The organism is Pseudomonas sp. Ag1 (assembly GCF_000278565.1).
GTDB lineage: Bacteria > Pseudomonadota > Gammaproteobacteria > Pseudomonadales > Pseudomonadaceae > Aquipseudomonas.
The window spans coordinates 83,146-109,310 of the sequence record NZ_AKVH01000100.1 but is presented as its reverse complement, the minus strand read 5'-3'; the positions used below and the strand labels follow the sequence as shown (position 1 = coordinate 109,310).

Below are 26,165 nucleotides of genomic sequence, written 5' to 3'. Positions count from 1 at the left end.
CATTACTTCAGGCCCAGGCGCTTGGCCATCCGCCCCAGGTTGGCCCGGTCCAGGCCCAGCTCACGGGCGGCACTGGCCCAGTTGTGCTGGTGGCGTTCCAGGCAGGCGCTGATGACCTGGCGCTGGTAGTTCTCGGTGGCCAGGCGCAGGTCGCCGGTGACGTCCGGCACGGGGTCGGGCTGCGCTTCGAGCGGTGGCGCGGTGGCGTTCGGCAAGTCCAGATCCGCCGCGCTGAGGCTGAGAATCTTCGGGCGCTCCCGGCAGTTACCCAGGGCTTTCAAGGCGCTGCGGCCGATCAAGTGTTCCAGTTCGCGCACATTCCCCGGCCAGGTATAAGCCAGCAGTGCCGCTTGGGCATCGCTGGTCAGGCGCAGGCTGCCCAGTCCCATGCGTGAGCGGTTCTGTTCAAGGAAAAAGCCCGCCAGCAACAGCACATCGCGACCGCGCTCACGCAGGGCTGGCACTTGCAGGGGATACACGCTTAAACGGTGATAGAAGTCGGCACGATAGCGGCCGCTGCGTACTTCTTCGGCCAGGTCCCGGTTGGTAGCGGCGATCAGGCGCACATCCACCTGGTGCTCCTTGTCAGACCCCAGGCGCTGCAACTGGCCACTTTGCAGCACCCGCAGCAGCTTGGCCTGCACGGTGAGGGACAACTCGCCCACTTCATCAAGAAACAGCGTGCCGCCATTCGCCAGCTCGAACTTGCCCCGGCGTTCGTTGAGCGCGCCGGTAAACGCCCCGCGCACGTGGCCGAACAGTTCGCTTTCCACCAGGGTTTCCGGCAGGGCGGCGCAGTTGAGGCTGATCAGCGGTTTCTCGGCGCGGTTTGATGCAGCATGGATCGCCTGGGCCACCAGCTCCTTGCCCACGCCGGTCTCGCCGGTGATCAATACCGTCAGGTCACTGCCACCCACCAGGTTGATTTCTTCCACCAGGCGTTTGTGGCTCTTGCTCTGGCCGATCATTTCCTTGTGCTGCTGGCCGCTGGCCTGGCGGTAGATTTCGGCGCGCTGGTGTTCGTCTTCGGCACGCAGGGCCAGGCGTTCAATGCGTTCAGCGACATTGACGGTGGCGGCGGCGAGGCTGGCGAAGGCTTGCAGGGCGTCCAGTTCCACTCGTTCGAAACGCTCGGTGTCGAGGGCGTCGAGGGTCAGCAGGCCCCAGGGCTGGTCGTCGACAAACAGCGGGCAGCCCATGCAGTCGTGGACTTCCAGGTGCCCGTGCAGGCCATCCACCAGGCCGTCATAGGGGTCGGGCAGTTCGCTGTCGCTGTCAAAGCGGGTAGGGCCGGGGCTGCTGAGCAGCACGGCGAAACGCGGATGTTCGCTGACCTTGAAGCGCCGGCCGAGGGTGTCGGTACTCAAGCCATCCACCGCCAGCGGCACCAGCCATTCGCCGTCGAGGCGCAGCAGGGCGGCCGCGTCGCAGGGCAGCAGGGCGCGCATGGCCTGGAGCAGGCGCCGGTAACGCTCGCCTTCGGGCAACTCGCGGGACAGGTCGGCGACCAGGGGCAGCAGGGTGGTGAGCAGCGGCTTCGCAGTCATAATGACTCCTTGTAGTCATAGTGACTATATAGTGTGGGGAGTCATACTGACTACATTATTGTTAAGTATATGATTTATAGGGTTTTATTCGTTGGCATGAATACTGAGTAGTAAAGGGTATTCAGTAAGAAGACTCAGGAGTCTGCCATGCTTAGTGCCCAAGACCGTGCCATCGTCAAATCCACCGTGCCCCTGCTGGAAAGTGGCGGCGAAGCCCTGATCACCCATTTCTACCGGATGATGCTGTCCGAATACCCAGAAGTACGCCCGCTCTTCAACCAGGCCCACCAGGCCAGCGGCGACCAGCCCCGGGCCTTGGCCAACGGCGTGCTGATGTACGCCCGGCATATCGACCAACTCGACCAGTTGGGCGATCTGGTGGCAAAGATCATCAACAAGCACGTGGCCCTGCAGATCCTGCCGGAGCATTACCCGATTGTCGGTACCTGCCTGCTGCGGGCAATTTCCGAAGTGCTGGGCAGCGAAATCGCCACCCCTGAAGTGATGAGTGCCTGGGGCGCCGCCTATGGCCAATTGGCCGACATCCTGATCGGTGCCGAGGCGGCTATCTATAAAGAGAAGGAACAAGCACCGGGCGGCTGGCGTGGCGCGCGGCCGTTCACCTTGGTCAAGCGTGTGGAGGAGAGCGCGGAAATTATCTCGTTTTACTTCGCGCCTGTGGATAACGGCCCGATCCTGGCCGCCGAGCCTGGGCAGTACATCGGCATGAAGCTGGTACTGGAGGGCGAGGAAGTGCGCCGCAACTATTCCCTGTCGGCGCGTGGCGATTCGGGTCAGTACCGCATCAGCGTCAAGCGCGAAGCCGGTGGGCGGGTGTCGAACTACCTGCATGACCAGTTCCATGTGGGTGCGACCATCGATCTGTTCCCGCCTTCGGGGGAGTTCACCCTGGCGGCCAGCGACAAGCCATTGGTGCTGATCAGCGGCGGCGTGGGCATCACGCCAACATTGCCGATGCTCGAAGCGGCGCTGGCCACCGAGCGTCCGGTTCACTTTATCCACTGCGCGCGTAATGGCGGCGTGCATGCGTTCCGCGAATGGGTGGACGGCCTGGCGGCGCAGCATCCGCAGCTCAAGCGCTTCTATTGCTACGCCGAGGATGATGGCGTGAGCCCGGCGGCGGACAAGGTCGGGATGCTGAGCCAGGAGCAACTGGCGGCGTGGCTGCCGCAGGAGCGCGATGTGGATGCGTACTTCCTGGGGCCTAAAGGCTTCATGGCGGCGATCAAGCGTCACTTGAAGGCCCTGGGTGTGCCGGAAGCGCAGAGCCGGTATGAGTTCTTTGGGCCGGCGTCGGCTCTGGAATAACTTACTCGGTCAAAAATGTGGGAGCGGCGGTGCGACGATTCGACTTGCTCGCGAAGGCGGTGTATCAGGCACACATTCAGTGACTGAGACTCCGCCTTCGCGAGCAAGCCCGCTCCCACATTTTGATCTCCATTTTCCCTGATTAATCTCCTGTTAATGCCTCCTGTTTAAACCTCCACACGCCAACTGCTCAACTTTGACCGTCCGCGTGTAAACTTGCGGCCATTGGCACAACCATCATTGGCTAAAGGGAAACGGGGATGATCGACGAATTGCGTTTGGGCAGGGAGCGACGCTTTCTGGTACTGCTGGGCATCATCTGCCTGGCGCTGATCGGCGGGGCGCTGTACATGCAGGTGGTGCTGGGCGAGGCCCCTTGCCCGCTGTGCATCCTGCAACGTTATGCCTTGCTGCTGATCGCGATCTTCGCCTTCATCGGTGCCGCCATGCGCACCACCCGCAGTGTCACGGTGTTTGAAGCACTGGTGACCCTCAGCGCCCTGGGGGGCGTCGCCGCTGCCGGCTATCACGTGTACATCCAGTTCTTTCCGAAGGTCAGCTGCGGCATCGACGTGCTGCAACCGATTGTCGATGGCTTGCCGCTGGCCTCGGTGTTTCCCCTGGGGTTCCAGGTCGACGGCTTCTGTGAGACGCCGTACCCGCCCGTGCTCGGCCTGTCTCTGGCCCAGTGGGCGCTGGTGGCCTTTGTGCTGACGGTGATCCTGGTGCCACTGGGCATTTACCGTAATCGCCAGGGCAAAGCCTAAGCGGTTACAACTCAACGCCCCGGCCTTCCTCTAAAGAAGGCTGGGGCGTTTTTGTTTGTAGGCATTTGTGAAGAGGCCGTGACGCGGGGCAAGTTTGGGTGTGCGCAGCGTGCGACATGTTGTCACACGGAAGCTGTCGCAGGACGTTTCTGACGCTCGTAAACGCGCCATAAATTTGCATGAAGCGGCGTTTTATGGCTGTCAGTTCGTCGTCTGGCCGACGCCGCGAGTGGCGTGCGGTCGGCGACATTGCCCGATGTCCGAATGCCTTGTTTTTAGGGGACTTGGATCCGTTTTCGATGCCCTTACAGGCTGTAAGGGATGTGGCAGATTGCCCAATAACACGGCATTTTTTGTGGTTTTTGTCGAGAATCAAACGCGATACGATCGCGGACCTTTGCAATAATGGTGAAGGATTATTGCTGGAAACGATAAAAATTATTTCTGGATAAGACATGGTTTATACATCGCTAGCTAACTACAATCGCCCGCACTGAATGTCCGGTGCTGCTCACCCCTGAGCAAACTAGGGCGGTCGAGAAGCGGATGTAACGTTTCATGCGACCCCAGGTGCCGGCAGCCTTTCAACTATCCGCACCAAATGGAATTGGTCTGTAACAAGGCCTTTGACCAACGAATTCGAATAAGAACTCACCGCTAGCCCGGGACGTGTCGATTCGCGCAAGGTGCGACGGGCAGACCCTTATTCAATCGAAGAGAAATGCCAACCCTTGGCAGGGTGAAGTGTTGGCGATCAAAACCCAACTGCATTGCGCAAGCTGCTTTAGAGGTCGTGAGATGAGTAAAAACAGGTACCCCCGATTACTAGGCTTTTTGCCGCTGCTTGGCATGATGTTAATGCTGGGAGGCTGCAAGTGGACCTTGCTCGACCCTAAAGGTCAGGTCGGTCTGGATCAACGCAACCTGATCATCACCGCCACCCTGCTGATGCTGTTGGTCGTGGTGCCCGTGATCATCATGACGTTCGCGTTCGCCTGGAAATACCGCGCGTCGAACACCAGCGCCACCTACGCGCCGAAGTGGTCGCACTCCACCAAGATTGAAATCGCGGTGTGGCTGGTGCCGATCCTCATCATCATCGCCCTGGGTTACATCACCTATAAGTCGACCCATGAGCTGGACCCGTACCGTCCGCTGGACTCCGACGTCAAGCCGATCAACATCGAAGTGGTCGCGCTGGACTGGAAGTGGCTGTTCATCTACCCGGACCTGGGTATCGCCACTGTGAACCAGATCCGGTTCCCGGAGAACACCCCGCTTAATTTCCGGATCACCTCCGACGCCGTGATGAACTCGTTCTTCATCCCTGCACTGGGTGGCCAGATCTACGCGATGGCAGGCATGCAGACCCGTCTGCACCTGATCGCGAACGAGAAAGCTGAAATGGAAGGCATCTCCGCCAACTACAGCGGTGCTGGCTTCACCGGCATGAAATTCAAAGCGATCTCGACGAGCCAGGAAGATTTCAACGCCTGGGTAGCCGAAGTCAAGGCCGCACCTAAACAGCTTGATCAAGCTGAATACGACGCCCTTGCCAAACCAAGCCAGAACAACCCAGTCGCCCTGTACTCCACGTACGAGCCGGACCTGTTTCAGAAAATCGTCGACAAGTACGAAGGTATGAAGCCAGGCAAGCCGATCGAGCACGAGAAGAAAGAAGTGGCCGCGGTTGAAGGTTCTGACACGGGCTCGCATTCAACTGCTGGGGCAGAGGAGTAAACGATGTTTGGTAAATTAAGTTGGGATGCGGTCCCGTTCCACGAGCCGATCGTGATGGTGACCATCGCCATGATCGCGCTGGGTGGTCTGGCACTGTTTGCAGGTATCACTTACTTCAAGAAGTGGACCTACCTGTGGACCGAGTGGCTGACTTCGGTCGACCACAAGAAAATCGGCGTCATGTACGTCATCGTTGCCATGGTCATGCTGCTGCGTGGTTTTGCCGACGCCATCATGATGCGTACCCAGTTGGCCATGGCCACCGAGGGTTCGCCTGGCTACCTGCCTCCTGAACACTATGACCAGATCTTCACCGCCCACGGTGTGATCATGATCATCTTCATGGCGATGCCTTTCTTCACCGGCCTGATGAACCTTGCCTTGCCGCTGCAGATCGGTGCGCGTGACGTTGCGTTCCCGTTCCTGAACTCCCTGAGCTTCTGGCTGCTGGTATCCGGCGTAGTGCTGATCAACCTGTCCCTGGGCGTCGGCGAATTCGCCAAGACCGGTTGGGTTGCGTATCCGCCATTGTCGGGCCTGGCCTACAGTCCGGGCGTGGGTGTGGATTACTACATCTGGGCGCTACAGTTATCAGGACTCGGGACGACACTGACGGGGGTCAACTTCCTGGCCACCGTCTTGAAAATGCGCGCCCCTGGCATGAAGCTGATGGACATGCCGATCTTCACCTGGACCTGCACCTGGGCCAACGTACTGATCGTTGCATCGTTCCCGATCCTGGCTGCAACCATGGCGTTGCTGTCGCTTGACCGTTACCTGGATTTCCACATTTTCACCAATGAACTTGGTGGCAATCCAATGATGTACGTGAACCTGTTCTGGGCATGGGGTCACCCTGAGGTGTACATCCTGATCCTGCCAGCGTTCGGTATCTTCTCCGAAGTGATCTCGACCTTCTCGGGCAAGCGCCTGTTCGGTCACCACTCGATGATCTACGCCTCGGGCGCGATCTCGGTACTGGGCTTCATGGTTTGGCTGCACCACTTCTTCACCATGGGTTCGGGGGCCAGCGTCAACGCGTTCTTCGGACTGGCGACGATGCTGATTTCCATCCCGACGGGGGTGAAGCTATTTAACTGGCTATTCACCATCTATCACGGTCGTCTGCGTATCACCAGCCAGGTTCTGTGGACCCTGGGCTTCATGGTGACCTTCGCGATCGGCGGCATGACCGGCGTACTGCTGGCCATCCCGGGTGCTGACTTCGTACTGCACAACAGCCTGTTCGTAATTGCTCACTTCCATAACGTGATCATCGGCGGCGCAGTATTCGGCTACATCGCAGGTTTCAGCTTCTACTTCCCGAAAGCGTTCGGCTTCAAGCTGCACGAAGGCTGGGGCAAGGCTGCATTCTGGTTCTGGATCTCGGGCTTCTTCGTCGCGTTCATGCCGCTCTACGCTCTGGGCTTCATGGGCATGACCCGTCGTCTGAACGCCACGACCAACCCTGAGTGGGTACCGTACCTGTACGTTGCCATGGTGGGTGCACTGATGATCGCTGTGGGTATCGCCTGCCAGCTGATCCAGCTGTATGTCAGCGTGCGTGATCGCAAGCAGAACATGTGCGAATCCGGCGACCCATGGAATGCACACACCCTGGAATGGTCGACTTCGTCGCCACCGCCGTTCTACAACTTTGCCGTACTGCCGAAGGCTGACAGCATCGATCCGTTCACCGAAGCCAAGGAAGACGGTACTGCGTACCAGAAGCCTGCGCGTTACGAACCGATCCACATGCCTAACAACACCGCTACCGGCGTTGTGATGGGCGCGCTGTTGACCGTGTTCGGTTTCGCGATGATCTGGCACATCTGGTGGCTGGCCATCGTGAGCCTGGTGGGCACCATCGGCTACTTCATCGTTCACGCTGCCCGTGATGACCAAGGCTACATGGTGCCGGTCGACGTGATCGAACGCATCGAAGCCGAGCAACACGCTCGCCTGGTTGCCGAGAAGAAGATCCCGGCCAACCGTGTTGAAACCTCGTTGGAACAGGCTTAAACCATGTCGAACTTAGTGACCAATGCTGGACACGCCCATGTCGATGACCATGGGCACGATGACCATCACCACGACTCGGGGCCAATGACCGTATTCGGTTTCTGGCTCTACCTGATGACCGACTGCATCTTGTTTGCGTCGATCTTCGCGGTGTACGCGGTACTGGTAAACAACGTAGCGGGTGGCCCGTCGGGCCACGACATCTTCGAACTGCCTTACGTGCTCGGCGAAACCGCCTTGCTGTTGTTCAGCTCGATCACCTACGGCTTCGCCATGCTGGCCTTCTACAAGGGCAGCAAGAAAGGCGTCCTGAGCTGGTTGGCACTGACCTTCCTGTTCGGCCTGGGCTTCATCGGCATGGAGGTCAACGAGTTCCACCTGCTGATCTCCGAAGGTTACGGCCCGCACCGTAGCGGCTTCCTGTCGGCGTTCTTCACGCTGGTAGGCACCCACGGTCTGCACGTGACTGCCGGTCTGATCTGGATGGCGACCATGATGTATCAGGTCAACAAACATGGCCTGACCAACACCAACAAGACTCGCCTGAGCTGCCTGAGCCTGTTCTGGCACTTCCTGGACGTGGTCTGGATCTGCGTCTTCACCGTTGTCTACCTGATGGGGACTCTGTAATGGCTAATGCACATTCCCATGACAGCCATGATGACAGCCACGGCAGCGTCAAGTCGTACGCCATTGGCTTCATCCTGTCGGTCATCCTGACGCTGATCCCGTTCGGCCTGGTGATGTACCCAACCTTGCCGAAGTCGATCACCTTGATGATCGTCCTGGCGTTCGCGGTGATCCAGGTCCTGGTTCACCTGGTGTACTTCCTGCACCTGGACCGCTCGAAGGCTCAGCGCGATAACGTGATTGCGTTCGTGTTCGCAGGTTTGGTGATCCTCCTGCTGGTTGGCCTGTCGGTATGGATCATGTTCAGCATCCATACGTTCATGATGGCGAAGTGAGGTAAGACCCGATGTCGCTTAAGCACTTTATCCAAATCACCAAACCGGGGATCATTTTCGGTAACGTGCTTTCTGTGGCAGGCGGTTTCTTCCTGGCCTCCAAGGGGCATGTCGATCTGGCCATTTTCCTGGCTGCGATGATCGGCACGTCCCTGGTGGTAGCTTCCGGTTGTGTATTCAACAACTGCATCGACCGCGATATCGACATCAAGATGGAACGCACCAAGAATCGTGTGCTGGTCCAGGGCCTTATCTCCCTGAAACTGGCACTGATCTTCGCGACCATCCTGGGTATCGCCGGCGTGGTGTTGCTGTACAAGGTGGCCAACCCGCTGGCGGCGCTGTTTGCCGTGATCGGCTTCGTCATCTACGTCGGCTTCTACAGCCTGTACCTCAAGCGCAAGTCGGTTCACGGCACGCTGGTGGGCAGTCTGTCGGGGGCGATGCCGCCGGTGATTGGTTATGTGGCTGTGACCAATAGCTTCGACATGGCCGCGTTGGTGCTACTGGTGATGTTCAGCCTGTGGCAGATGCCGCACTCCTATGCCATCGCGATCTTCCGCTTCAACGACTACCTGGCTGCCTCGATTCCGGTTCTTCCGGTCAAGCGTGGCATCAAGGTCGCCAAGAAACACATCCTGCTCTACATCCTGGCCTTCCTCGTGGCGACCTTGATGTTGACCTTCAGTGGCTACGCCGGCATGAGCTACCTCGCCGTTGCCGCCGCCATGGGCATGTACTGGTTGTACATGGCCTGGACCGGCTACAAGGCGGTGGATGACACCGTCTGGGCACGCAAGCTGTTCGTCTTCTCGATCTTCACCATCACCGCCTTGAGCGTGATGATGTCCCTGGATTTCCAGGTGCCGAAAGAGTTGCTGCTGACGTACGCTCACTGAGTGATCGAGCAGTAAAAAACCCCGCCTTCGAAAGAAGCGCGGGGTTTTTTATTGAGGGGCCTTTAAACTATGCCAAATCTTACAAATGCAGGAAGCAGCGTGATGAGTAAAAAAGCCGTTATCGTATTCAGTGGTGGGCAGGATTCGACCACCTGCCTGATCCAGGCACTGGCGCTGTATGACGAGGTGCACTGCATTACCTTCGATTATGGCCAGCGCCATGTGGCGGAAATCGAAGTCGCACAGAAACTCGCCAAACAGCTGGGCGCCACCGTTCACAAAGTGATGGACGTGTCGCTGTTGAACGAGCTGGCCATCAGCAGCCTGACCCGCGACAACATTCCGGTACCCACGGTGAACAGCTCGGGCGAGAGTTTGCCGAGCACATTCGTGCCTGGCAGGAACATTCTGTTTTTGACCCTCGCGGCGATCTACGCCTACCAGGTCAAGGCGGAAACGGTGATCACCGGGGTGTGTGAAACCGACTTCTCCGGCTATCCCGATTGCCGGGACGAGTTCGTCAAGGCGCTGAACAAAGCGCTGCAACTGGGCATGGAATACGACGTACGCCTGGAAACGCCGTTGATGTGGCTGAACAAGGCCGAGACCTGGGCCCTGGCGGACGATCACCAGCAGCTGGACCTGATCCGCAACCAGACCCTGACCTGCTACAACGGCATTATCGGCACGGGTTGTGGCAACTGCGACGCGTGCAACCTTCGCGCACGTGGCCTGAACGACTACCTCGAAAACAAGGCAGCCGTCATGCAGAGCCTGAAAAGCAAACTGGCGTGATGTCGATCGTTCCCACGCTCCGCGTGGGAACGCATCCCATGACGCTCCGCGTCACAAAGGCGGACGCGGAGCGTCCAACGCGGCATTCCCACGCAGAGCGTGGGAACGATCATCAGCTGGCGTGTGGTTGGGCCTGGGTATCGCCCGTGATGTAGCGCTTGAACAGCGAGCGGGCGCCATAGGCCGGCAGGATGTTGAAGAAGGCAAAGCAAACCTTGATCGCGATCTGCACGTAGATCATGTTCAGGATGTCGCTGGTCTGCATGGCGCCGTAGAACGCGATGAAGCAGAACAGGAAACTGTCGATGATCACCGCGAAGAACGTACTCAGGAAAATCCGCAGGAACAGGTACCTGGAATTGGTCAGCTCCTTGATCTTGCACAGCAGGTACGAGTTGATGTTCTCCGACACCAGGAACGAAACCGAAGAGGCGATGAGCACCGACGACACCTGGATGATCACGTCGTTGTAAGGCCCGTCGAGCTTCCAGCCTGGCAAGCCGGGGAGGAAGGTCGAGCCGTAGAGCAGGATGATGATCATCGCGTTACTGGCAAACGCAAACAGGATGGCCCGTCTCGCCAGCCGCAGGCCGAATTGTTCGTTGAGCAAGTCCACGATCAGAAACGTCAGCGGGTAAAGGAACGTGCCGGGCGTGACGATAATGCCCAGAGACTCCAGGTAGATAGGTTTGGTCGCGGCGATGCTGGTGAAGATATAGAACGTAAAGAGCAGCAGGTTCAGGATGATGTAAATCATCCATGAGTTCTCGTTGCGGTCGTTGAGGTCGTACGCGGTCAGCGCTCCTCCCTGTGAGTAGAACTTCTTGTACATGTTCTTGACTTCCATTTTATTTAAATTGTCCATGATTTCGCTGTTCAGCACTTCGCTCAGCTTTATCCGAATGATCTTGCCCGTGGCGATCACCATGATCACCGCCAGGCTCTTGTCATTCTCGAACCCCAGCAACTTGTATTTGCTGTTTTCGACTTCGTGCTCATACGTTGTCATTGAAGCGCTCCTCGATGATATCTCCCACCACACAGATACGATCCGAGCTGACACACGCTTGATCCGTGATAAATAGTTTTTTGCTGAGCCTGTCGTACACCAACTTTTCCTTGTCGTCGCTCGACGTCCCTTTCTGCACGATCAACAAATCGCCCGGCTCGTTGACGCCGGCAATCGCATGTTCCAGCAGCACGGCTATCAAGTTGTAGGAAGTGCCGAAGTAGTAGGTCAGCGGGTACAGCGTGGCGAGTTCGCCAATGCGCTTGTCCATGCTCGCCATGACCTGGCTTTGCTTGATGATCGGCACGGCAGCAGGGTTCATGTTGCCCTGGGGGGAAATACTGCTGTCGATGATCTCTTTTTCTTCGAAGTCGAGGGTCTCGATTTCTTCATAGGAAACGCCGAAGAAATCCGAGATCTTGCGGATGGTGGACTGCTGTACGTTGACGACCTTGCCTTCCAGAATGTTGTAGATCGTGGTTCTGGTCAGGCCGGCCGCATTGCACAACGACAGCTGCGTCTCTCCGCGGCTCTTGATCAGGTATTTGATATTGCTCTTCAAATACTCGGTGCGTTCTTTTCTGTGAATCAAATGCCCACCACTTCCTTATGTTCTACACAGAGCGTCCATGTTGCGCTGGGGTGCGTGCTTCGCCGCGGCGCGAAGTGTTGCATGCGCCTGCCACAAGAATAAAGACCGTGATCAGTTTTTTGGCGATTGGCCAGCATTCAGCCAGGAAAAACCGCGTCTTGTCCCCCTATGCTCAGCCAAAAAGAATCATTTAATTTGGAAAATGTTCATTTTTCTGCTTAATTGCCCTGCGCCCAACGGAAAGGCGCACGGGATTTTCAGGGAAGGAACACAGGACAATGGCAGTCGACACGCAACCACTTACCCACCAGGCCGACCTGCTGCAACGAGGGCTGGCGGATCTACGGGCAGAAGACGCGGAGCTGGCAGGGTTGCTGGATGCGGAAGTCACGCGCCAACACCAGACGCTGTCGCTGGCCGCTTCGTCCTGCGCAGTGAGGCCGAATATCCTGGCGGCGTCCGCCTCGCTGCTGGTCAACGTGACCGCCGAGGGCACGCCCGGCTGGCGTCATCACGCCGGCTGCGAGAATGCCGACCGGGTCGAAGCCCTGGCTGTGCGCCGAGCGCGTGAGCTGTTCGGTGCGCAATACGCCGGCGTGCAATCACACTCGGGGTCGACTGCCAACTATCAGGTACTGGCGGCCTTGCTGGAGCCGGGAGACACCGTGCTCGGCATGGCCCCCGATCACGGCGGGCATCTGAGCCACGCCAGCCCCGTCGCGTTCACTGGCGCGAACTACAAGGCGCTCAGGTACGGCACTACCTCCAAGGGTGTTATCGACTACGACCAGGTGCGCACACTGGCGCTGGCCCATCGCCCGCGCGTGATCATCTGCGGGGCGACGGCCTACTCGCACACCATTGATTTCGCGCGCTTGCGTGGGATTGCCGACGAAGCCGGGTCGATCCTGCTGGCGGACATTTCGACCATCGCCGGCCTGGTCGCCACCGGGCGCCATCCGAGCCCGATCGACGCAGCCCACGTCACTACGCTGTGCACCCATAAACAACTGGGCGGCCCGCGTGGCGGCCTGATCCTTTCCGGTCGCGACGCCGAAACCAAGGTGCCGGGCCTTAAGACCAGCTTCAGCCGGCTCCTCGATCAAGCCGTGTTCCCACGAATGCAGGGCGCACCGGCCTTCAACATGATCGCGGCAAAGGCGGCGGCGTTCGGCTACGCCATGTCCGCGGATTTCGACGCCTGGATGGCGCGTATTCGCACCACGGCCGACGAACTGGCCAACGCGTTCCAGGCCTGTGACTACGAGGTGGTGGGCGGGCGCAGTGAAAACCACTCGGTGCTGATTCGCTTGCGTGGCGGCATCACCGGCGCCATCGCCCAGGCGGCGCTGGAGCAGTGCGGCATCATCGTGGACAAGCATCGCGCACCGGGAGAGACGCGACCATCATTCGTCGCTGGCGGGTTGTGTATCGGCACCGGCTCCCTGGCGCAACGCCAGCTCGACGCCGATGGATGTCGGCAGGTCGTCGAACTGGTGTGCCGGGTACTCGATGCGGTCACGCCCCTCAACGAGCACAAGTTCACCCTGGATCCGAATGCACAGGAATCACTGCGCTTGCAGGCTCAAGCCTTGTGCGCGAAGTATCCCCTCGCGGATTACCTGCACAACTGAGCAAACATCCAAATGGATGTTTCATGTTATTGCAGGATAAATTGCTGTACGGTGTTTAAGCGGCTGTTATAGACGGTCGCGTTGTTGCTCATTCTCATCATTAACAAGCTGCACGACAGCTTGGCGTTCTCCTGGCAGTTATAAAAAGGGCTCTTAAAGTCCGTTCAACCTCCGTGAACGAAGTACTCAGCCTTTTGCAGTGAAGTCGAACTAGGCCCGTGCGCCGATAGTTGTTCGACTCATGAGGAGATATCCCGTGATAACCCGAAGAAAACTCCTGTATTCAGGCGCAGCCTTGACCGGTGCTGGCCTGTTTGCCCCGCTGTGGGCAGGTGCCGCGCTGGCGCAGGAAGTCAGCAGCGCCGCCAGCGACGACATTGAATCCTTCCGCCAACTGTCGATGTTCCTCCTCGAACGCTCGAACCTGGATGCCGCCTTGTCCTTGCGCATCCTGGCTCAGTGCACCCGGAACGACCCTGCATTCCCCGAGAAGATCAAAGCCTTGTGGAGCAAGGTTGGCCAGCATCACTTGCGCAACGTCGGCCAGTTGTCCGGCAGCCCGTTCTACGCCGACCCGGTGATCAAGGACACGACGCAGAAAATCGTCTCCGCCTGGTACCTGGGCTACACCGGCACGCCGGTGTCCCTGCGCGCCACCGACGGCACGCGCCTGGTCACCTTCACCGGCGCCCTGGCCTATGCGCCGACCGCGGACGCCACGGTGATCCCGACGTACTCCCGGGGAAAAACCAATTACTGGGTCAATCCTCCGGCCACGCTGGCCAACGACTAAGACAAGGCACTTTTATGAATCAGGATTTTGACGCCGATGTCATTGTGGTTGGCTCCGGCGCATTAGGCAGTAACGCAGCATTTGAATTGGCCAGGCACGGCAAGTCAGTGATTATTCTGGAAGCCGGTGAACATATTCCCCGCTGGAAGATAGTCGAGAACTTCCGTAATTCGTCGAACAAGGGCAATTACAACTCACCCTATCCGAATGAACCGTGGGCCCATCATTCTTATGATGAGCAATACATCGAGAACACCGGTTCTTTCGAGTTCCGCCCCGGCATGTTGAAACTGGTGGGCGGTACCACCTGGCACTGGGCGGCAGCGTGCTGGCGTTACTTGCCCAACGATATGAAACTCAAGACGCTCTACGGCGTAGGTCGCGACTGGCCGCTGGAATACAGCGAGCTGGAACCCTATTACGTGCGTGCGGAAATTGCCCTGGGCGTATGCGGCAGTGACACCCAGGACCAGAGCGGGCAGGGCGGCGGCGCGTTCCCGCCGCGCTCCAGCCCGTACCCGATGGCGCCGGAAGGTGATACCTACCTGTTCCAGCGCCTGCGCGAACGCATGGCACCGGCGGGGTATCACTTTATCCATGAGCCCAATGGCCGTGCCACTGAACCCTACGACGGGCGCCCGGCGTGCAGCGGCAACAACAACTGCATGCCGGTCTGCCCCATCGGCGCGATGTACAGCGGCGACGTGCACGCCCGCCATGCGGAACAGGCCGGCGCCAAGCTGATCACCGACGCCACCGCCTACAAGCTGGAAAAAGGCGCGGACGACAAGATCGTCGCCATCCATTACCGCAGCTCCACCGGCGCCGATGTGCGGCTCACTGCCAAGTACTTCATCGTTGCCGCCCACGGCCTGGAAACCCCCAAGCTGCTGCTGATTTCCGAGGTGGCCAACTCCTCCGACCAGGTCGGTCGCAACCTGATGGACCACACCGGCCAGGGCCTGCAATTTATCGCCGACGAGCCGTTGTGGCCGGGACGCGGCGCGGTGCAGCAGGGCGGGATTTTCAACCGCCGCGACGGCGAGTTCCGCAAGGAACGGGCCTCGGTCAAACACTCGATCTCCAACAACGTGCCGAACATTGCCGTGGCCAAGCGGCTGATCGCCCAGGGGGTGTACGGCAAGGAGCTGGACGAACGCATCCGCCACGATGCGGCGCGTTGGGTCGACGTCTCTACCGTGTATGAAACCCTGCCATTGCAGACCAACACCGTGCGCCCGAGCCGCACCCGCAAGGACGCCCTGGGCATTCCGATGCTGGTGGTCAACTACGAGGTGGGCGACTACGTGAAGGCGGCCAAGGCCGGCGTCACTGAAGACTATGCGCACTTCGTGCAACTGATGGGCGGCACGGTGGTGGAAGACAACACCGGCTACCAGAACCGCGACCACCTGATGGGCACCGTGATCATGGGCGCCAACCCCAAGGATTCGGTGGTCAACCACGAGTGCCGCACCCACGACCACGCCAACCTGTTTCTCGCCACCACCGGGGTGATACCGGCCTCCGGCACCATCAACCCGACCCTGGCCGGCGTGGCGCTGAGTATCCGTATGGCCGACATCATTGCGCGGGAGGTCTAGGTCATGGGATTGCTTAAATTTCCATTGCTGGCCTTGCTGCTCACCGCGTTGCCGGTGTTTGCCGCTGAAGACACTGCCGCGCTGATCCAGAAAGGTGCGTATGTCGCCCGTGCCGGCGACTGCGAAGCCTGCCACCGTACCGCCGAGAATGGCGGCGCGCCGCTGGCCGGCGGGTATGTGATCGACTCGCCCATGGGCAAGATTATCTCCAGCAACATCACCCCGTCCAAGGCCTACGGCATCGGCGACTACACCGAGCAACAACTGGCGGACGCCTTGCGCAAAGGCATCAACGCCAAGGGCCAGCACCTGTACCCGGCGATGCCCTACACCTCTTACCAGGGCATGAGCGATGACGACATCCACGCCTTGTATGTGTACCTGCAACAGGGCGTCAAAGCCGTGGACCAGCCGGTGCCGGAAACGCACCTGGCGTTCCCGTTCAACATCCGCCAACTGATGTTCGGCTGGAACCTGGTGTTCCTCGACAGCCAGGGTTTCGTGCCCAAGCCCGGCGCCACCGAACAGACCAGCCGTGGCCAGTACCTGGTGGACAACCTCGCCCACTGCGGCGCCTGCCACACCCCACGTAACGCCTTGATGGCCGAGGACAACAGCCAGTACCTGGCCGGTGCGAAACTGGGTGGCTGGGTCGCGCCCAACATCACCTCCGACAAGGTCAGCGGGCTGGGGGACTGGAGCGAGGACGACCTGGTCAACTTCCTGAAAAACGGTCACCTCGCCGACAAGGCCCAAGCCGCGGGCGGCATGGCCGAAGCCGTGGAAAACAGCTTCCGCTACCTCAGCGACAGCGACCTGCATGCCATGGCCGCCTACCTGCACAGCGTGCCGCCGATCCGCGATCCCGGGCAAACCGAGCGGGTGGTGCGTGACGTCAAGCCGGTGGACATGAGCACCCTGGAAACCGGCCAGGGCGATCAAGCCTCACTGGCCGACGCCACCGGACTGGATGGCGCACGCCTCTACAACTCGGCCTGCTCCAGCTGCCACGGTCGCGATGGCCAGGGCTCGGCTGACAAGTTCTACCCGTCCCTGAGCCTCAACACCGCGCTCAACGGCAACCAGGCCAACAACCTGGTGATGGCGATCATCGCGGGCATCGACCGCAAAGGTGCCGACGGCGCCGTGAGCATGCCGGCCCTGGGCGGTGACCTGAACGACGCGCAAATCGCCGCCATCGCCAACTACAGCCTGCACACCTTCGGCAACCCGGCGCTGAGCGTCAGTTCCGAAGAAGTCACCAGCCTGCGTCGCGGTGGGGATGCGCCGTTGTTGATCACGGCCATGCCGTACCTGCTGTGGGGCGGTGGCCTGGTGGTGCTGGTGCTGATCATCGTGCTGTTGCTGTGGCGCCGTCACCACCAACACCTGCGGGCAGTGGAGGCCAAGCGGATCGCGTTGAACCGGCGTTTTCATTCCAACTAGCCGGAAACGCAAAAGCCCCGCCTTCGGTATGAAGTGCGGGGCTTATTGTTGGTTGGGTAAATCACCGGCTGTTTTCCTCGTCATACCCAATTGCAGGAACGGGGGCGAATCCCGCACCTGAAGCTGCGAGCCGACAAGGAGAGGTCTTCATGGTCAACGTGAGTCGTCGTTCCCTGATCGCACTGGGCGCGGCCTTGCCGTTGCTGGGTCGCCTGGACTGGGCTGAGGCAAGCCCCGCCGTGGCGGCGCCCGAGGTGCTGCTCAACTACAACGAAAGCCCCTACGGGCCCTCGCCGGCTGCGCGGCAGGCCATGCAGCGCGGCATCGCCACCTCGGGGCGCTACCCGTACCCGGACATGTACGCGCTGGTTGAACAATTTGCCCAGCAGCAGGGCATTCTGGAGGAACAGGTGGCGGTGTTCGCCGGCTCCATGGCTGCGTTGCGCTACGCGGTGCTGGCGTTTACCAGCGAAACCCGCAGCCTGGTGATGGCCACGCCTTCCTACGAAGTACCGCGCCAGGCTGCCGAATCGCGAAAGGCCAGGGTGCACGAAGTCGATCTCACCGCCGATCACGCCCATGACCTTCCCGCCATGCTCACCGTGGACCGCCAGCCCGGCCTGATCTACCTCTGCAACCCGAACAATCCCACCGGCACCCTCACACCCGCCAAGGCCATCGAACAGGCACTGGCGCGCAAACCCCAGGGCAGCATTTTGCTGGTGGACGAGGCCTACATCGACTTCAGTGACGCACCCAGTTGTGTGGCGTGGGTCAAGGACCATGATGACTTGCTGGTGCTGCGCACGTTCTCGAAAATCTATGGCCTGGCCGGCGCACGCCTGGGGCTTGCGATCGGTCATCCGCAGCTGCTGGAACAACTGGCGGTGTTTGGCGGGGACAACGTGCCGGCGGCCGCCAGCCTGCTGGCCGCCCGCGCCAGCCTTGCGGATACGCAACTGGTGCCGGCGCGCAAGGCGCTCAATACCCGGTTGCGGGATGAGACGGTGGCCTGGCTAAAAAGCCGCGGATTCACCTGCACGGCGTCTCACAGCAACTGCTTCATGATTGATGTGCGCCGTCCGGCGGAACAGGTCATCGAGCGGCTGGGCGAGCAGGGCGTGAAGATTGGGCGCGTGTGGCAAAACTGGCCGCAGTGGGTGCGGGTCACCGTGGGCAACGCTGATGAGATGAAGCGGTTTCGCGAGGTGTTTGCGGCTCAAGTCGTAGGCTGAATTCGCTGCGACGCAGGTCAAATGTGGGAGCGGGCTTGCTCGCGAAAGCGGAGTGTCAGTCAATGCATACGTGACTGACCCACCGTCTTCGCGAGCAAGCCCGCTCCCACATTTAGATCGAGTTACTGCTGGGCGATGCTGTAGCCCTCAAACGCCGTCTGCTGCTGCAGCGCGGTGATGATGCTTTTACGCGTCAGTGGCTGCTCGGCGCCCGAGTTATCCACAAAGGTTTCAACTTCCAGTTCCGCCTCGTCACCTTCACCGACAAAGGTAAAGCCGAGGAATTCAAACGCCTCACGGTCGACGTTCGGCTTGGAGCGCGGCGAACGCAGCGGCAGGGTGACGCTGATGCCGTCCTTGCTGATGGCGAACACTTCCACTTCCTTCTTCGGGCGGGAAGCCTTGCCTTTGCCGGCGCTCGGGTTGCTGATGGCCTGGTGGGTCTGGTTCAGCACCTTGAGGGCCAGGCCGTAGACCAGCTCCTGGAACTCCGGGTCGTCCTTGAAGCTGGACAGGATGCGGCTGATGGAGAACTTGCTGTTCAGGTCTTCGAGGGCGGCGTTGTCGGCGGCTTCGGCGTCCTTGAGCTGCTTGAGCTCGCCCATCAGGTCGTAGGCCTTGTCGTCGTCGAAAGCGTCGTGGGCCTGGCGGATGGCCACGCGCAGCTCGCGGATCTGGTCGCTTTCCTTGGAGGTGTGGAACGCGTCCAGCACCATTTCACTGATGGTCTTGGCCGCCGGCACGTGCTGTGAAAGATTGATGGCGTTTTCGTATTCAGCTTTGGATTGCAAGGCGACTACGGATTCTTCGGTGCGGGAATCAGACATTGAAATTTCACTACTTCAGTAAACGGGGAGACGGGAAAAGCGTCGCGCATTTTCAGCGGGGAGGGGGATCAGGTCAAGGCAGCACAATGCCCTCATCCCGGTTGAATGATGCCAACGCCCGCTGCAGCTTGATCGCCCGCCCGCAAAACAGCCCAACGGTAAAACCCGAAGCCCCGCCCGCCAGGGCCAGCATTGGCGCGGTGCTCGACAGCAACGGGTGCACGGCGTGCTGGTAACCGAGGTAATACTTCACGGCGAAGAACAGTTGGGAGATCAGCAGGATTTTCCAGGTGCCGGGCAGCACCAGCGTGTGGCCATCGAGGCTTGCACCCTTGGCGGTGAACATCGCCATCGCCACCAGGCAACCCACGGCGGCACCGCCCAGCCAGCAACCGATCGACAGCGTTGAATGCTCAATGGACAACAGCGACCAGATCACCAGCACCACCGGCAGGATAACCAGTGACCGGTGGTTTTCGCGGCTGCCGCGGGTGGCTTTGATCCCGTACCAGCAGATCCACAGATAAACGGCGTACACCCAAAGGGGCGTGCCCTGAAGAATGTCGAGCATGGTCAGCGTCCGTGCCTGATGAAGTTGGGCGTCGATATTCGCCGGGCCGCGCGTGGCTTGTCCATCGATTTAACCGAGGCGCTTGCCCATTTCGAAGGCGCGTTTTTCGTAGCCCAATTCCTCGTACAGCCGCTGCGCCGGTTCGTTGAAGGCCCAGACGGTCAGGCGCAAATCCCGGGCGCCCTGGCGGATGGCCCAGCGTTCGGCGAGCGCCATCAGTTCACGGCCAATGCCCTGGCCGCGGTGTGCCTCCAGCACGCAGATCGAGCCGATCCTGGCAACACGCAGCGGCTGCAACAACGGGCTGGCGGTCTCGATGATTTGCGCGGTGATAAATCCAACACCAACGCCGTGCTGCTCGGCAAGAAACACCGCCTGAACCCGGCTGGTCAGGCAGGGCCGCCAATGGGACTGGTCGCGCTCCACCTGGTCGGTGGCGTCACGGTAGATATCGGGCCGTTCCTGGTGGTGCAGGCGGTTCAGCGGCTGGCCCAGCACGCACAGGGTGTGCAGGTCATCCAGGTGCGCCTGGCGATAGGTCAATCCTTGAGACATGGCAGTCCTTCGAACGGGGCAAAGGGCGTTTTATGCCCGTTATCGGCGATCACGTAAAGGCGCGGCGTCGGCCCCAAGCCCTTCGACGAAGCCGGCAATGCGCTGGCAAGCCTCCCTGAGGGTGTCATCGGCGACGGTAAACGAAACCCGCACAAACCCTTCGGCGCTGGGGCCAAACGCCTGGGCGTCAAGCACCGATACGCCGGTCTGGCGATACAGTTGCCAGGCGAATTCCCGGCCGCTGAGCCCGGTGCGGCGTACGTCCACCAGCATGAACATGCCCGCCTGGGGGACTCGGCAGTCCAGCTCGCTGATCGCACTCAACGCGTTCACCACCAGGTCACGCCGGCGCCGATACACCGCACGGGCATCGCTGACCAAGGCCTCATCCAGTTCCAGTGCCTTGAGCGCCGCCGCCTGGATAAACCCTGGCAGGCCGTAAATCATGCACAGCAGCAAGTTCTCCAGATGGCTGATCAACGTGGGCGGGCCTGCCACCCAGCCTACCCGCCAGCCAGTCATGGCGTGGCTTTTCGACAGGCTGTTGAGCACCACCGTACGCTCGGCCATGCCGGGTAATGCGCTGATGCTCAGGTGTTGATCGTCATAGATGAGCTGCCCATACACTTCATCGCAAATCACCCACAGGTCGTGGGCGCGTGCCACTTCGGCGACAGCTTCCAGCTCTTCGCGGCAGTAGACGTTGCCGGTGGGGTTGCACGGTGTAGCGAGGGCGATGCCCCGGGTCTTGTCGGTAATCGCGGCTTGCAGCGCGGTGCGGGTCAGGCGAAAGCCGTTGGCGGCCGGTTGTTCGACGGTTTTAATGCGTGCCCCCGAGGCTTGGACACAGGCCTCGTAGGTCAGGTACATCGGCTCCGGCACCAGCACTTCATCGCCGTGGCTGAACAGGCACAAGCAGGCCGCGAACAGGCCATTCTGCGCGCCGGCGACCAGGGCGATATTGTCGGCGTGCACCGCAATCCCTTGCAGCAGGCTCTGCCGGGCCGCGATGGCTTCCCGCAGTTTCGGGCGGCCGAGCACAGGGGTGTAGTGGGTGTCGCCGGCGCGCAGGGCGTCCACGGCGGTTTCACAGATCGCGCTGTGTGTGGCGAAATCCGGGTCGCCGACACTGAGCACAATCACGTCTTCGCCCCGCAGTTGGGCTTCGGCGGCGGCGTAGTGAATATCCCAGGCACTGACGGATTCGCCGCCAATGCGCCCCACAAAGGGTGAATAACGCATCCTTGCTCTCCTCGCCGACATCGATGCCCGCGTCAATTAGTCAATTTCAGTTCCACTGTAGAACATGCCGCCTGATCCACATCAAGGGCCGCGCGCAAAAAATCCGCTACAACGAAGCTGGGGCTGGCCATGCCCCGGTTATCTGCCTGATGACCCAATAAAAACGATTGCAGACCTGCGCCGAGGGGACCGCCCCAGGCCGGGTTATTAAAGGAATAGTGCGATGATTTTTCCCCTGTCACGTCTGGGCCTTGTGGGGGTGGTGCTGTGCCTTTCCCTTCCCCTGCACGCCAACGAAGCCGACCCCACGCTGATCGAACAGGGCAAATACGTTGCCCAACTGGGCGACTGCATCGCCTGCCACACCGCCAGGCAAGGCGCGCAAATGGCCGGCGGGCTTGAACTGAGCACGCCAATGGGCACGATCTACTCGAGCAACATCACCCCGGACCGTGACACCGGCATCGGCCAGTACACCTTCGAGCAGTTCGACCGGGTGATGCGTGAAGGCGTGACGCCGGCCGGGCAGAACCTGTACCCGGCGATGCCTTACCCGTCCTACGCGAAGATGAGTGAAGGCGACATGCGCGCCTTGTTCGCCTACCTGATGCAGGGCGTGGAGGCGGTGAACAAACCCAACCTGGACGCCGAGATGGGCTTCCCGTTCAACCAGCGCTGGGGCCTGGCGTTGTGGAATTTGGCGTTTCTCGACAAGCAACCATTCGTGCCGGACCCGGCGAAGGATGACGTGCTTAACCGTGGCGCCTACCTCGTCCAGGGCCTGGGCCACTGCGGCTCGTGCCACACCCCGCGCGGCATCGCCTTCCAGGAAAAAGCCCTGAGCGACGCGGGCCGCAGTGGCCGGCATTACCTGGCCGGTGAGACTGTCGAGCACTGGCGCGCCTTGAGCCTGCGCAACCTGTGGACGGTGGACGACACCGTGCAATTGCTCAAGACCGGGCAGAACCGCTTTGCCACGGTCGCGGGCAACATGGCGGATGTGATTCATCACAGTACCCAACACTTCACCGATGCCGATTTGACCGCCATCGCGACGTATCTCAAATCCCTGCCGCCGGGCAAGGACGACCTGCCGATGCCCGCCGTGGCCCACGAACCCGCCGCACCGCCCAAGGACTTGTTCACCAGCCGTGGTGGCCTGGGTTACATGCAGTTTTGCAGTGACTGCCACCGCAGCGATGGCGGCGGGGTGAAAGGGCTGTTCCCGCCGTTGGCCGGCAACCCGAGCGTTGCCTCGAACAACCCGACGTCACTGCTGCACATCACCCTCACCGGTTGGGAAACCGCCGAGACCGCAGCCCATCCACGGGTCTACACCATGCCTGGGTTTGCGCGGTTGGCGGATCAGGAAATCGCTGAAATCCTCAGCTTCGTGCGCAGCAGTTGGGGCAACGAAGGCACGCCTGTCACGGCTGCCCAAGTGAAGAAAATGCGCGGCCAGCTCAACCCGGTCACCACCGATTCGTCAGCGTTTGAAACCCCACGCCTGGCCGAATTGTTGGCGGCGCCGAATGCCGATCAGGTGGTACGCGGCATGCGCCTGCACCTGCAGACCAAGGAACTGCTGCCCAATAACGTGGGCAACTCGCTGAACTGCACCAGCTGCCATCTCAACGCCGGCACTGTGGCGGATGGTTCGCCGTTTGTGGGCGTCTCGGCATTTTTCCCGAGCTATGCGCCGCGTGCGGGCAAGGTGGTGAGCCTGGAAGAGCGGATCAACGGCTGCTTCCGTCGCTCGATGAATGGCAAGCCGTTGCCAGCGGAATCGGCGGATATGCAGGCGATGGTGGCGTACTTCGACTGGATGAAAAACAACACCAGGCCCGAAGACAAAGTCGCCGGGCGCGGGGTGGGCAAGGTCGACCCGGCGATCAAGCCGGATATGCAGAATGGCAGGCAGGTGTACGCCCGGCAATGCGCGGTGTGCCATGGCGACAATGGCCAAGGGTTGACGCGGGCGGATGGCGAGTTGGTGTACCCGCCGTTGTGGGGCGAGCAGTCGTTCAATATCGGGGCGGGGATGGCGCGGCTGTACACGGCGGCGGCGTTCGTCAAACGCAACATGCCGATCGGTTTTCACGAGAAATTCCCGTTGGGGCAGGGCGGGTTGTCGGATCAGGAGGCGGTGGATGTGGCAGCGTACTTCTCCCAACAACCTCGTCCGGATTTCCCGGACAAGGTGAAGGACTGGCCGAAGGGGGGTAAGCCCGTGGATGCGCGGTACTAACCCCACCACCTATTCGAAGTGGGCACAGTCAATGTGGGAGCGGGCTTGCTCGCGAAGACGGTGAGTCAGTCACCCATGTATTGACTGACACTGCGCTTTCGCGAGCAAGCCCGCTCCCACAGTTTTAACCGAGTGCAGTCAGTTAGAAGGTGGTACGCAGACCGACCTGCACACTTCGACCCGGCGCCGGGGCGATGTCCCGCAGGATCGAACTGGCGTAGCGCACGGTCTGGTTCGTCAGGTTCTCGCCGTTGACGAACGCCAGCCACTGGCTGCCGCCGACATTGAAGCGGTAGCCGGCGCTGGCGCCCAAGGTGGTGTAGCCGTCGGTGCCGCTTTCGTTATCCGGCACCCGGCCCTGGCCCGCCGCGTGTTCAACGTCAATCCGCGCCTGCCAGCGATCCAGTTCCCACAAGAGGCCGCTGTTCAAACGCAACGGCGCAATGCGGGGCAACGCTTCACCCGTGTCCAGGTTGGTTGCACGGGTGTAGTCGCCCGACAGTTCCAGCGCGAACTTGCCGTACGCACCTTCCCCCAGCTTGATGTGATCCTGGGCTTCAAAGCCTGCGAAACGCGCACGCACACCGGAATATTTGTACTCAGGGATGCCGCCGGCGTCTTCCTCGCCTTCGTCATTCAAGGTGCGACCGCTGCCCAGCAGGCCGATGTAATTGGAGAAGTGGCTGTAGAACACGCCGAAGCTGCCCTTGTGGGTGCCGTTGTCGAAGCGCAGCGCCAGGTCGCTGGACACGGCTTTTTCTTTCGACAGGTTGGCGTCGCCCAGTTCATAGGTGCCGGTGGCGACGTGAGCGCCGTTGGCATACAGCTCGTAGAAGGTCGGGGCACGTTCGGTGTAGCCGAGGGTGGCGGCCAGGGACCAGATCGGCGTGAGGGTGTACACCGCGCCGGACGACAGGCTGCCGGCGGTGAAGTCGGCGGATTTGTCGGCATTGGCGAAGCGTGCGTTGCCTTTGCCGTCCGGGTCGACGTTGGTGTGTTCCAGGCGCCCGCCGAGGCTCAGCTTGAGGCGCTCGGTGGCCTGCATTTCTTCGAGGATAAACAGCGCGCCGGCGTTGGTATCGGTCTGCGGCACGAAGGCTTCTTCACCCAGGGCCGAGAATTCATTGCGACTGACTTGGGCACCCACCACGCCGTTGAACGGCCCGATCGGCAAGTGTCGCGCTTCCACCCGGGCTTCATAGCCCTTGTTCTTGAAGGTGGTGCCGGTCTCGCCGCCTTCGATTTCCATGTGCTTGTAGTCGGTATAGCCGGCGTCGAGTTTGACCGAGGTGAACGGGCCTTGCAGGTTGCGGATTTCGGACGCAAAGGCGTAGTGATCCTGCTTCATGCGGATGCGCACGTCCTGCTCGGCCGGGGAGCCGTAGTTGCTGTCGTAGTTGCTGTAGGACAGCCCGGCGTAACCGTCGTCCCAAGTGTAGGAACCGCCGACTGCACCACCGTCCTGGCGTCCGTCGCTGTTGCCGAGGCGACCGTTCTTGCCTTCACCGTCGTCGCTTGGCGGTGCATGGCGGCTGCGGGCAAAGCCGGGGATTTTCAGGTCGTTGAATTCCCGCGCGCTGGCGTCCAGGTGCAAGGCGAAGGTGCCGTTGCCGGCTTCCAGTTTGCCAGCGCTGCTGCGGGTGGTGTCGGCGCCGCCGTAGCGCAATTCACCGGCCCCGTGAATGCCTTCGATGGCTTCGGTGGGGATGCGGTTGTCGAAGGTATTGACCACGCCGCCGATGGCGCTGCCGCCATAGAGCAGGGCGGCCGGGCCGCGCACGATTTCGATGCGGTCGACGTTGACCGGGTCCAGCGGCACGGCGTGGTCATAGGACAACGACGAGGCATCCAGCGCGCCCACGCCGTTGCGCAGGAGGCGAATGCGGTCACCATCCTGGCCACGAATGATCGGCCGGCTGGCCCCCGGGCCGAAGTACGACGACGACACACCGGGCTGCTTGTTCAGGGTTTCACCCAGGCTGCCTTTTTGTTGCAGGGTCAGGTCATCGCCTTCCAGCACGGTGGTGGGCGAGGCGAGGGTTTCGCTGCCCAGCGGGTTGCCGGTGATGACTTGAGGTTGCAGTTCCAGGGCGTTGGCCTGGGAGGTGATCAACAGGGCGGCTGCCAGCGGGGTGAGGCGCCAGAGAGAAGAGAGGGACATCGGTCGTTCCTTGGCAAACGGCAAAAAGAGAAGGCTGAAAACGGTAAGGGATTCGATACCCTTTGATAGTTATCGTTACAATATAACATCACTTTTTTCCCTGCCAAGGGGAACTTTCCCAAACCCCGCTCGATCACTCCCACGCTGATCGTTCCCACGCTCTGCGTGGAAATGCATGCCGTGA

22 protein-coding genes are annotated in these 26,165 nt (G+C 60.6%); 14 read left to right on the top strand and 8 right to left on the bottom strand.

Annotation, left to right across the window (positions count from 1 at the left end; translation table 11 throughout):
• Window positions 1–2: 2 nt before the first annotated feature.
• A complete protein-coding gene (gene norR / locus A462_RS15055) occupies window positions 3–1,547 on the bottom strand; it encodes a nitric oxide reductase transcriptional regulator NorR (protein WP_008435623.1) in 1,545 nt (514 codons plus the stop codon).
• Between the two features lie 147 nt (window positions 1,548–1,694).
• Between norR and hmpA the strand changes: the two genes are divergently transcribed.
• The 8 genes from hmpA to queC all read left to right on the top strand — a co-directional run bounded on the left by hmpA (window position 1,695) and on the right by queC (window position 10,064).
• A complete protein-coding gene (gene hmpA, locus A462_RS15060) occupies window positions 1,695–2,876 on the top strand; it encodes an NO-inducible flavohemoprotein (protein WP_003216365.1) in 1,182 nt (393 codons plus the stop codon).
• A gap of 260 nt (window positions 2,877–3,136) precedes the next feature.
• Window positions 3,137–3,643: a disulfide bond formation protein B gene (locus A462_RS15065; protein WP_008435621.1), complete on the top strand. Its 507-nt coding sequence runs from the start codon at window positions 3,137–3,139 to the stop codon at window positions 3,641–3,643.
• A gap of 798 nt (window positions 3,644–4,441) precedes the next feature.
• Window positions 4,442–5,383 carry a ubiquinol oxidase subunit II gene (gene cyoA / locus A462_RS15070; RefSeq protein ID WP_008435619.1) on the top strand — a complete coding sequence of 314 codons (942 nt, stop codon included), beginning with the start codon at window positions 4,442–4,444 and terminating at the stop codon, window positions 5,381–5,383.
• A gap of 3 nt (window positions 5,384–5,386) precedes the next feature.
• Window positions 5,387–7,405, top strand: a complete 2,019-nt coding sequence (gene cyoB / locus A462_RS15075; protein ID WP_003216371.1) for a cytochrome o ubiquinol oxidase subunit I — start codon at window positions 5,387–5,389, stop codon at window positions 7,403–7,405.
• Between the two features lie 3 nt (window positions 7,406–7,408).
• Window positions 7,409–8,035, top strand: a complete 627-nt coding sequence (locus A462_RS15080) for a cytochrome o ubiquinol oxidase subunit III (RefSeq protein ID WP_008435616.1) — start codon at window positions 7,409–7,411, stop codon at window positions 8,033–8,035.
• On the top strand, window positions 8,035–8,370 hold the full coding sequence (gene cyoD, locus A462_RS15085; protein ID WP_003216374.1) for a cytochrome o ubiquinol oxidase subunit IV: 336 nt from the start codon (window positions 8,035–8,037) through the stop codon (window positions 8,368–8,370). The genes A462_RS15080 and cyoD overlap by 1 nt, the downstream gene beginning before the upstream one ends.
• 11 nt (window positions 8,371–8,381) lie before the next feature.
• Entirely contained in the window at window positions 8,382–9,269 is an 888-nt protein-coding gene (gene cyoE / locus A462_RS15090) for a heme o synthase (protein WP_003216376.1), read from the top strand.
• 102 nt (window positions 9,270–9,371) lie between these two features.
• Window positions 9,372–10,064, top strand: coding sequence for a 7-cyano-7-deazaguanine synthase QueC (queC, locus tag A462_RS15095; RefSeq protein WP_003216378.1), 693 nt, complete (start codon window positions 9,372–9,374; stop codon window positions 10,062–10,064).
• A gap of 112 nt (window positions 10,065–10,176) precedes the next feature.
• On the opposite strand, the gene A462_RS15100 is transcribed toward queC, so the two are convergent.
• Together A462_RS15100 and A462_RS15105 are read right to left on the bottom strand one after the other, a co-directional pair.
• On the bottom strand, window positions 10,177–11,073 hold the full coding sequence (locus A462_RS15100) for a queuosine precursor transporter (RefSeq protein ID WP_003216380.1): 897 nt from the start codon (window positions 11,071–11,073) through the stop codon (window positions 10,177–10,179).
• Complete coding sequence (locus tag A462_RS15105) at window positions 11,060–11,665, bottom strand: helix-turn-helix transcriptional regulator (RefSeq protein WP_003216382.1); 606 nt, start codon at window positions 11,663–11,665, stop codon at window positions 11,060–11,062. The genes A462_RS15100 and A462_RS15105 overlap by 14 nt, the downstream gene beginning before the upstream one ends.
• A 278-nt stretch (window positions 11,666–11,943) precedes the next feature.
• On the opposite strand from A462_RS15105, the gene glyA reads away from it, so the two are divergent.
• From glyA to ptaA, 5 genes are all read left to right on the top strand, one after another.
• A complete protein-coding gene (gene glyA, locus A462_RS15110; protein WP_008435606.1) occupies window positions 11,944–13,299 on the top strand; it encodes a serine hydroxymethyltransferase in 1,356 nt (451 codons plus the stop codon).
• A 256-nt stretch (window positions 13,300–13,555) separates the two neighbouring features.
• Window positions 13,556–14,092 (top strand): sugar dehydrogenase complex small subunit, encoded by a 537-nt coding sequence (locus A462_RS15115; RefSeq protein ID WP_023659207.1) that lies wholly within the window; start codon window positions 13,556–13,558, stop codon window positions 14,090–14,092.
• A 14-nt stretch (window positions 14,093–14,106) separates the two neighbouring features.
• The gene (locus A462_RS15120; protein WP_008435597.1) at window positions 14,107–15,696 is read left to right on the top strand and encodes a GMC family oxidoreductase; all 1,590 of its coding nucleotides are present in this window, start codon (window positions 14,107–14,109) and stop codon (window positions 15,694–15,696) included.
• Window positions 15,697–15,699: 3 nt separating this feature from the next.
• Window positions 15,700–17,142, top strand: coding sequence for a c-type cytochrome (locus tag A462_RS15125; RefSeq protein WP_008435581.1), 1,443 nt, complete (start codon window positions 15,700–15,702; stop codon window positions 17,140–17,142).
• A gap of 149 nt (window positions 17,143–17,291) precedes the next feature.
• On the top strand, window positions 17,292–18,377 hold the full coding sequence (gene ptaA / locus A462_RS15130) for a pyoverdine biosynthesis transaminase PtaA (protein ID WP_008435580.1): 1,086 nt from the start codon (window positions 17,292–17,294) through the stop codon (window positions 18,375–18,377).
• A 122-nt stretch (window positions 18,378–18,499) separates the two neighbouring features.
• Here ptaA and A462_RS15135 read toward each other — a convergent pair whose 3' ends face one another.
• From A462_RS15135 to A462_RS15150, 4 genes are all read right to left on the bottom strand, one after another.
• Window positions 18,500–19,204, bottom strand: a complete 705-nt coding sequence (locus tag A462_RS15135) for a hypothetical protein (protein ID WP_003216395.1) — start codon at window positions 19,202–19,204, stop codon at window positions 18,500–18,502.
• A 73-nt stretch (window positions 19,205–19,277) separates the two neighbouring features.
• Window positions 19,278–19,775, bottom strand: coding sequence for a hypothetical protein (locus tag A462_RS15140; protein ID WP_008435579.1), 498 nt, complete (start codon window positions 19,773–19,775; stop codon window positions 19,278–19,280).
• A 69-nt stretch (window positions 19,776–19,844) separates the two neighbouring features.
• Complete coding sequence (locus A462_RS15145) at window positions 19,845–20,330, bottom strand: GNAT family N-acetyltransferase (RefSeq protein WP_008435578.1); 486 nt, start codon at window positions 20,328–20,330, stop codon at window positions 19,845–19,847.
• Between the two features lie 39 nt (window positions 20,331–20,369).
• The gene (locus A462_RS15150) at window positions 20,370–21,572 is read right to left on the bottom strand and encodes a pyridoxal phosphate-dependent aminotransferase (protein WP_008435577.1); all 1,203 of its coding nucleotides are present in this window, start codon (window positions 21,570–21,572) and stop codon (window positions 20,370–20,372) included.
• A 223-nt stretch (window positions 21,573–21,795) separates the two neighbouring features.
• On the opposite strand from A462_RS15150, the gene A462_RS15155 reads away from it, so the two are divergent.
• Window positions 21,796–23,820, top strand: a complete 2,025-nt coding sequence (locus A462_RS15155) for a c-type cytochrome (protein WP_008435576.1) — start codon at window positions 21,796–21,798, stop codon at window positions 23,818–23,820.
• A 142-nt stretch (window positions 23,821–23,962) separates the two neighbouring features.
• Here A462_RS15155 and A462_RS15160 read toward each other — a convergent pair whose 3' ends face one another.
• Window positions 23,963–25,981, bottom strand: a complete 2,019-nt coding sequence (locus tag A462_RS15160) for a TonB-dependent receptor (protein WP_003216404.1) — start codon at window positions 25,979–25,981, stop codon at window positions 23,963–23,965.
• Window positions 25,982–26,165 lie beyond the last annotated feature (184 nt).

Bases quoted from the DNA above. Each gene is read 5' to 3' on its own strand.
- A462_RS15145 (WP_008435578.1), bottom strand. From the start codon at position 20,330: ATGTCTCAAGGATTGACCTATCGCCAGGCGCACCTGGATGACCTGCAC.
- A462_RS15150 (WP_008435577.1), bottom strand. From the start codon at position 21,572: ATGCGTTATTCACCCTTTGTGGGGCGCATTGGCGGCGAATCCGTCAGT.
- A462_RS15100 (WP_003216380.1), bottom strand. From the start codon at position 11,073: ATGACAACGTATGAGCACGAAGTCGAAAACAGCAAATACAAGTTGCTG.
- A462_RS15155 (WP_008435576.1), top strand. From the start codon at position 21,796: ATGATTTTTCCCCTGTCACGTCTGGGCCTTGTGGGGGTGGTGCTGTGC.
- norR (WP_008435623.1), bottom strand. From the start codon at position 1,547: ATGACTGCGAAGCCGCTGCTCACCACCCTGCTGCCCCTGGTCGCCGAC.
- cyoE (WP_003216376.1), top strand. From the start codon at position 8,382: ATGTCGCTTAAGCACTTTATCCAAATCACCAAACCGGGGATCATTTTC.
- queC (WP_003216378.1), top strand. From the start codon at position 9,372: ATGAGTAAAAAAGCCGTTATCGTATTCAGTGGTGGGCAGGATTCGACC.
- A462_RS15125 (WP_008435581.1), top strand. From the start codon at position 15,700: ATGGGATTGCTTAAATTTCCATTGCTGGCCTTGCTGCTCACCGCGTTG.
- A462_RS15160 (WP_003216404.1), bottom strand. From the start codon at position 25,981: ATGTCCCTCTCTTCTCTCTGGCGCCTCACCCCGCTGGCAGCCGCCCTG.
- A462_RS15140 (WP_008435579.1), bottom strand. From the start codon at position 19,775: ATGCTCGACATTCTTCAGGGCACGCCCCTTTGGGTGTACGCCGTTTAT.
- A462_RS15065 (WP_008435621.1), top strand. From the start codon at position 3,137: ATGATCGACGAATTGCGTTTGGGCAGGGAGCGACGCTTTCTGGTACTG.
- ptaA (WP_008435580.1), top strand. From the start codon at position 17,292: ATGGTCAACGTGAGTCGTCGTTCCCTGATCGCACTGGGCGCGGCCTTG.
- cyoD (WP_003216374.1), top strand. From the start codon at position 8,035: ATGGCTAATGCACATTCCCATGACAGCCATGATGACAGCCACGGCAGC.
- A462_RS15135 (WP_003216395.1), bottom strand. From the start codon at position 19,204: ATGTCTGATTCCCGCACCGAAGAATCCGTAGTCGCCTTGCAATCCAAA.
- cyoA (WP_008435619.1), top strand. From the start codon at position 4,442: ATGAGTAAAAACAGGTACCCCCGATTACTAGGCTTTTTGCCGCTGCTT.
- A462_RS15120 (WP_008435597.1), top strand. From the start codon at position 14,107: ATGAATCAGGATTTTGACGCCGATGTCATTGTGGTTGGCTCCGGCGCA.
- cyoB (WP_003216371.1), top strand. From the start codon at position 5,387: ATGTTTGGTAAATTAAGTTGGGATGCGGTCCCGTTCCACGAGCCGATC.
- glyA (WP_008435606.1), top strand. From the start codon at position 11,944: ATGGCAGTCGACACGCAACCACTTACCCACCAGGCCGACCTGCTGCAA.
- hmpA (WP_003216365.1), top strand. From the start codon at position 1,695: ATGCTTAGTGCCCAAGACCGTGCCATCGTCAAATCCACCGTGCCCCTG.
- A462_RS15080 (WP_008435616.1), top strand. From the start codon at position 7,409: ATGTCGAACTTAGTGACCAATGCTGGACACGCCCATGTCGATGACCAT.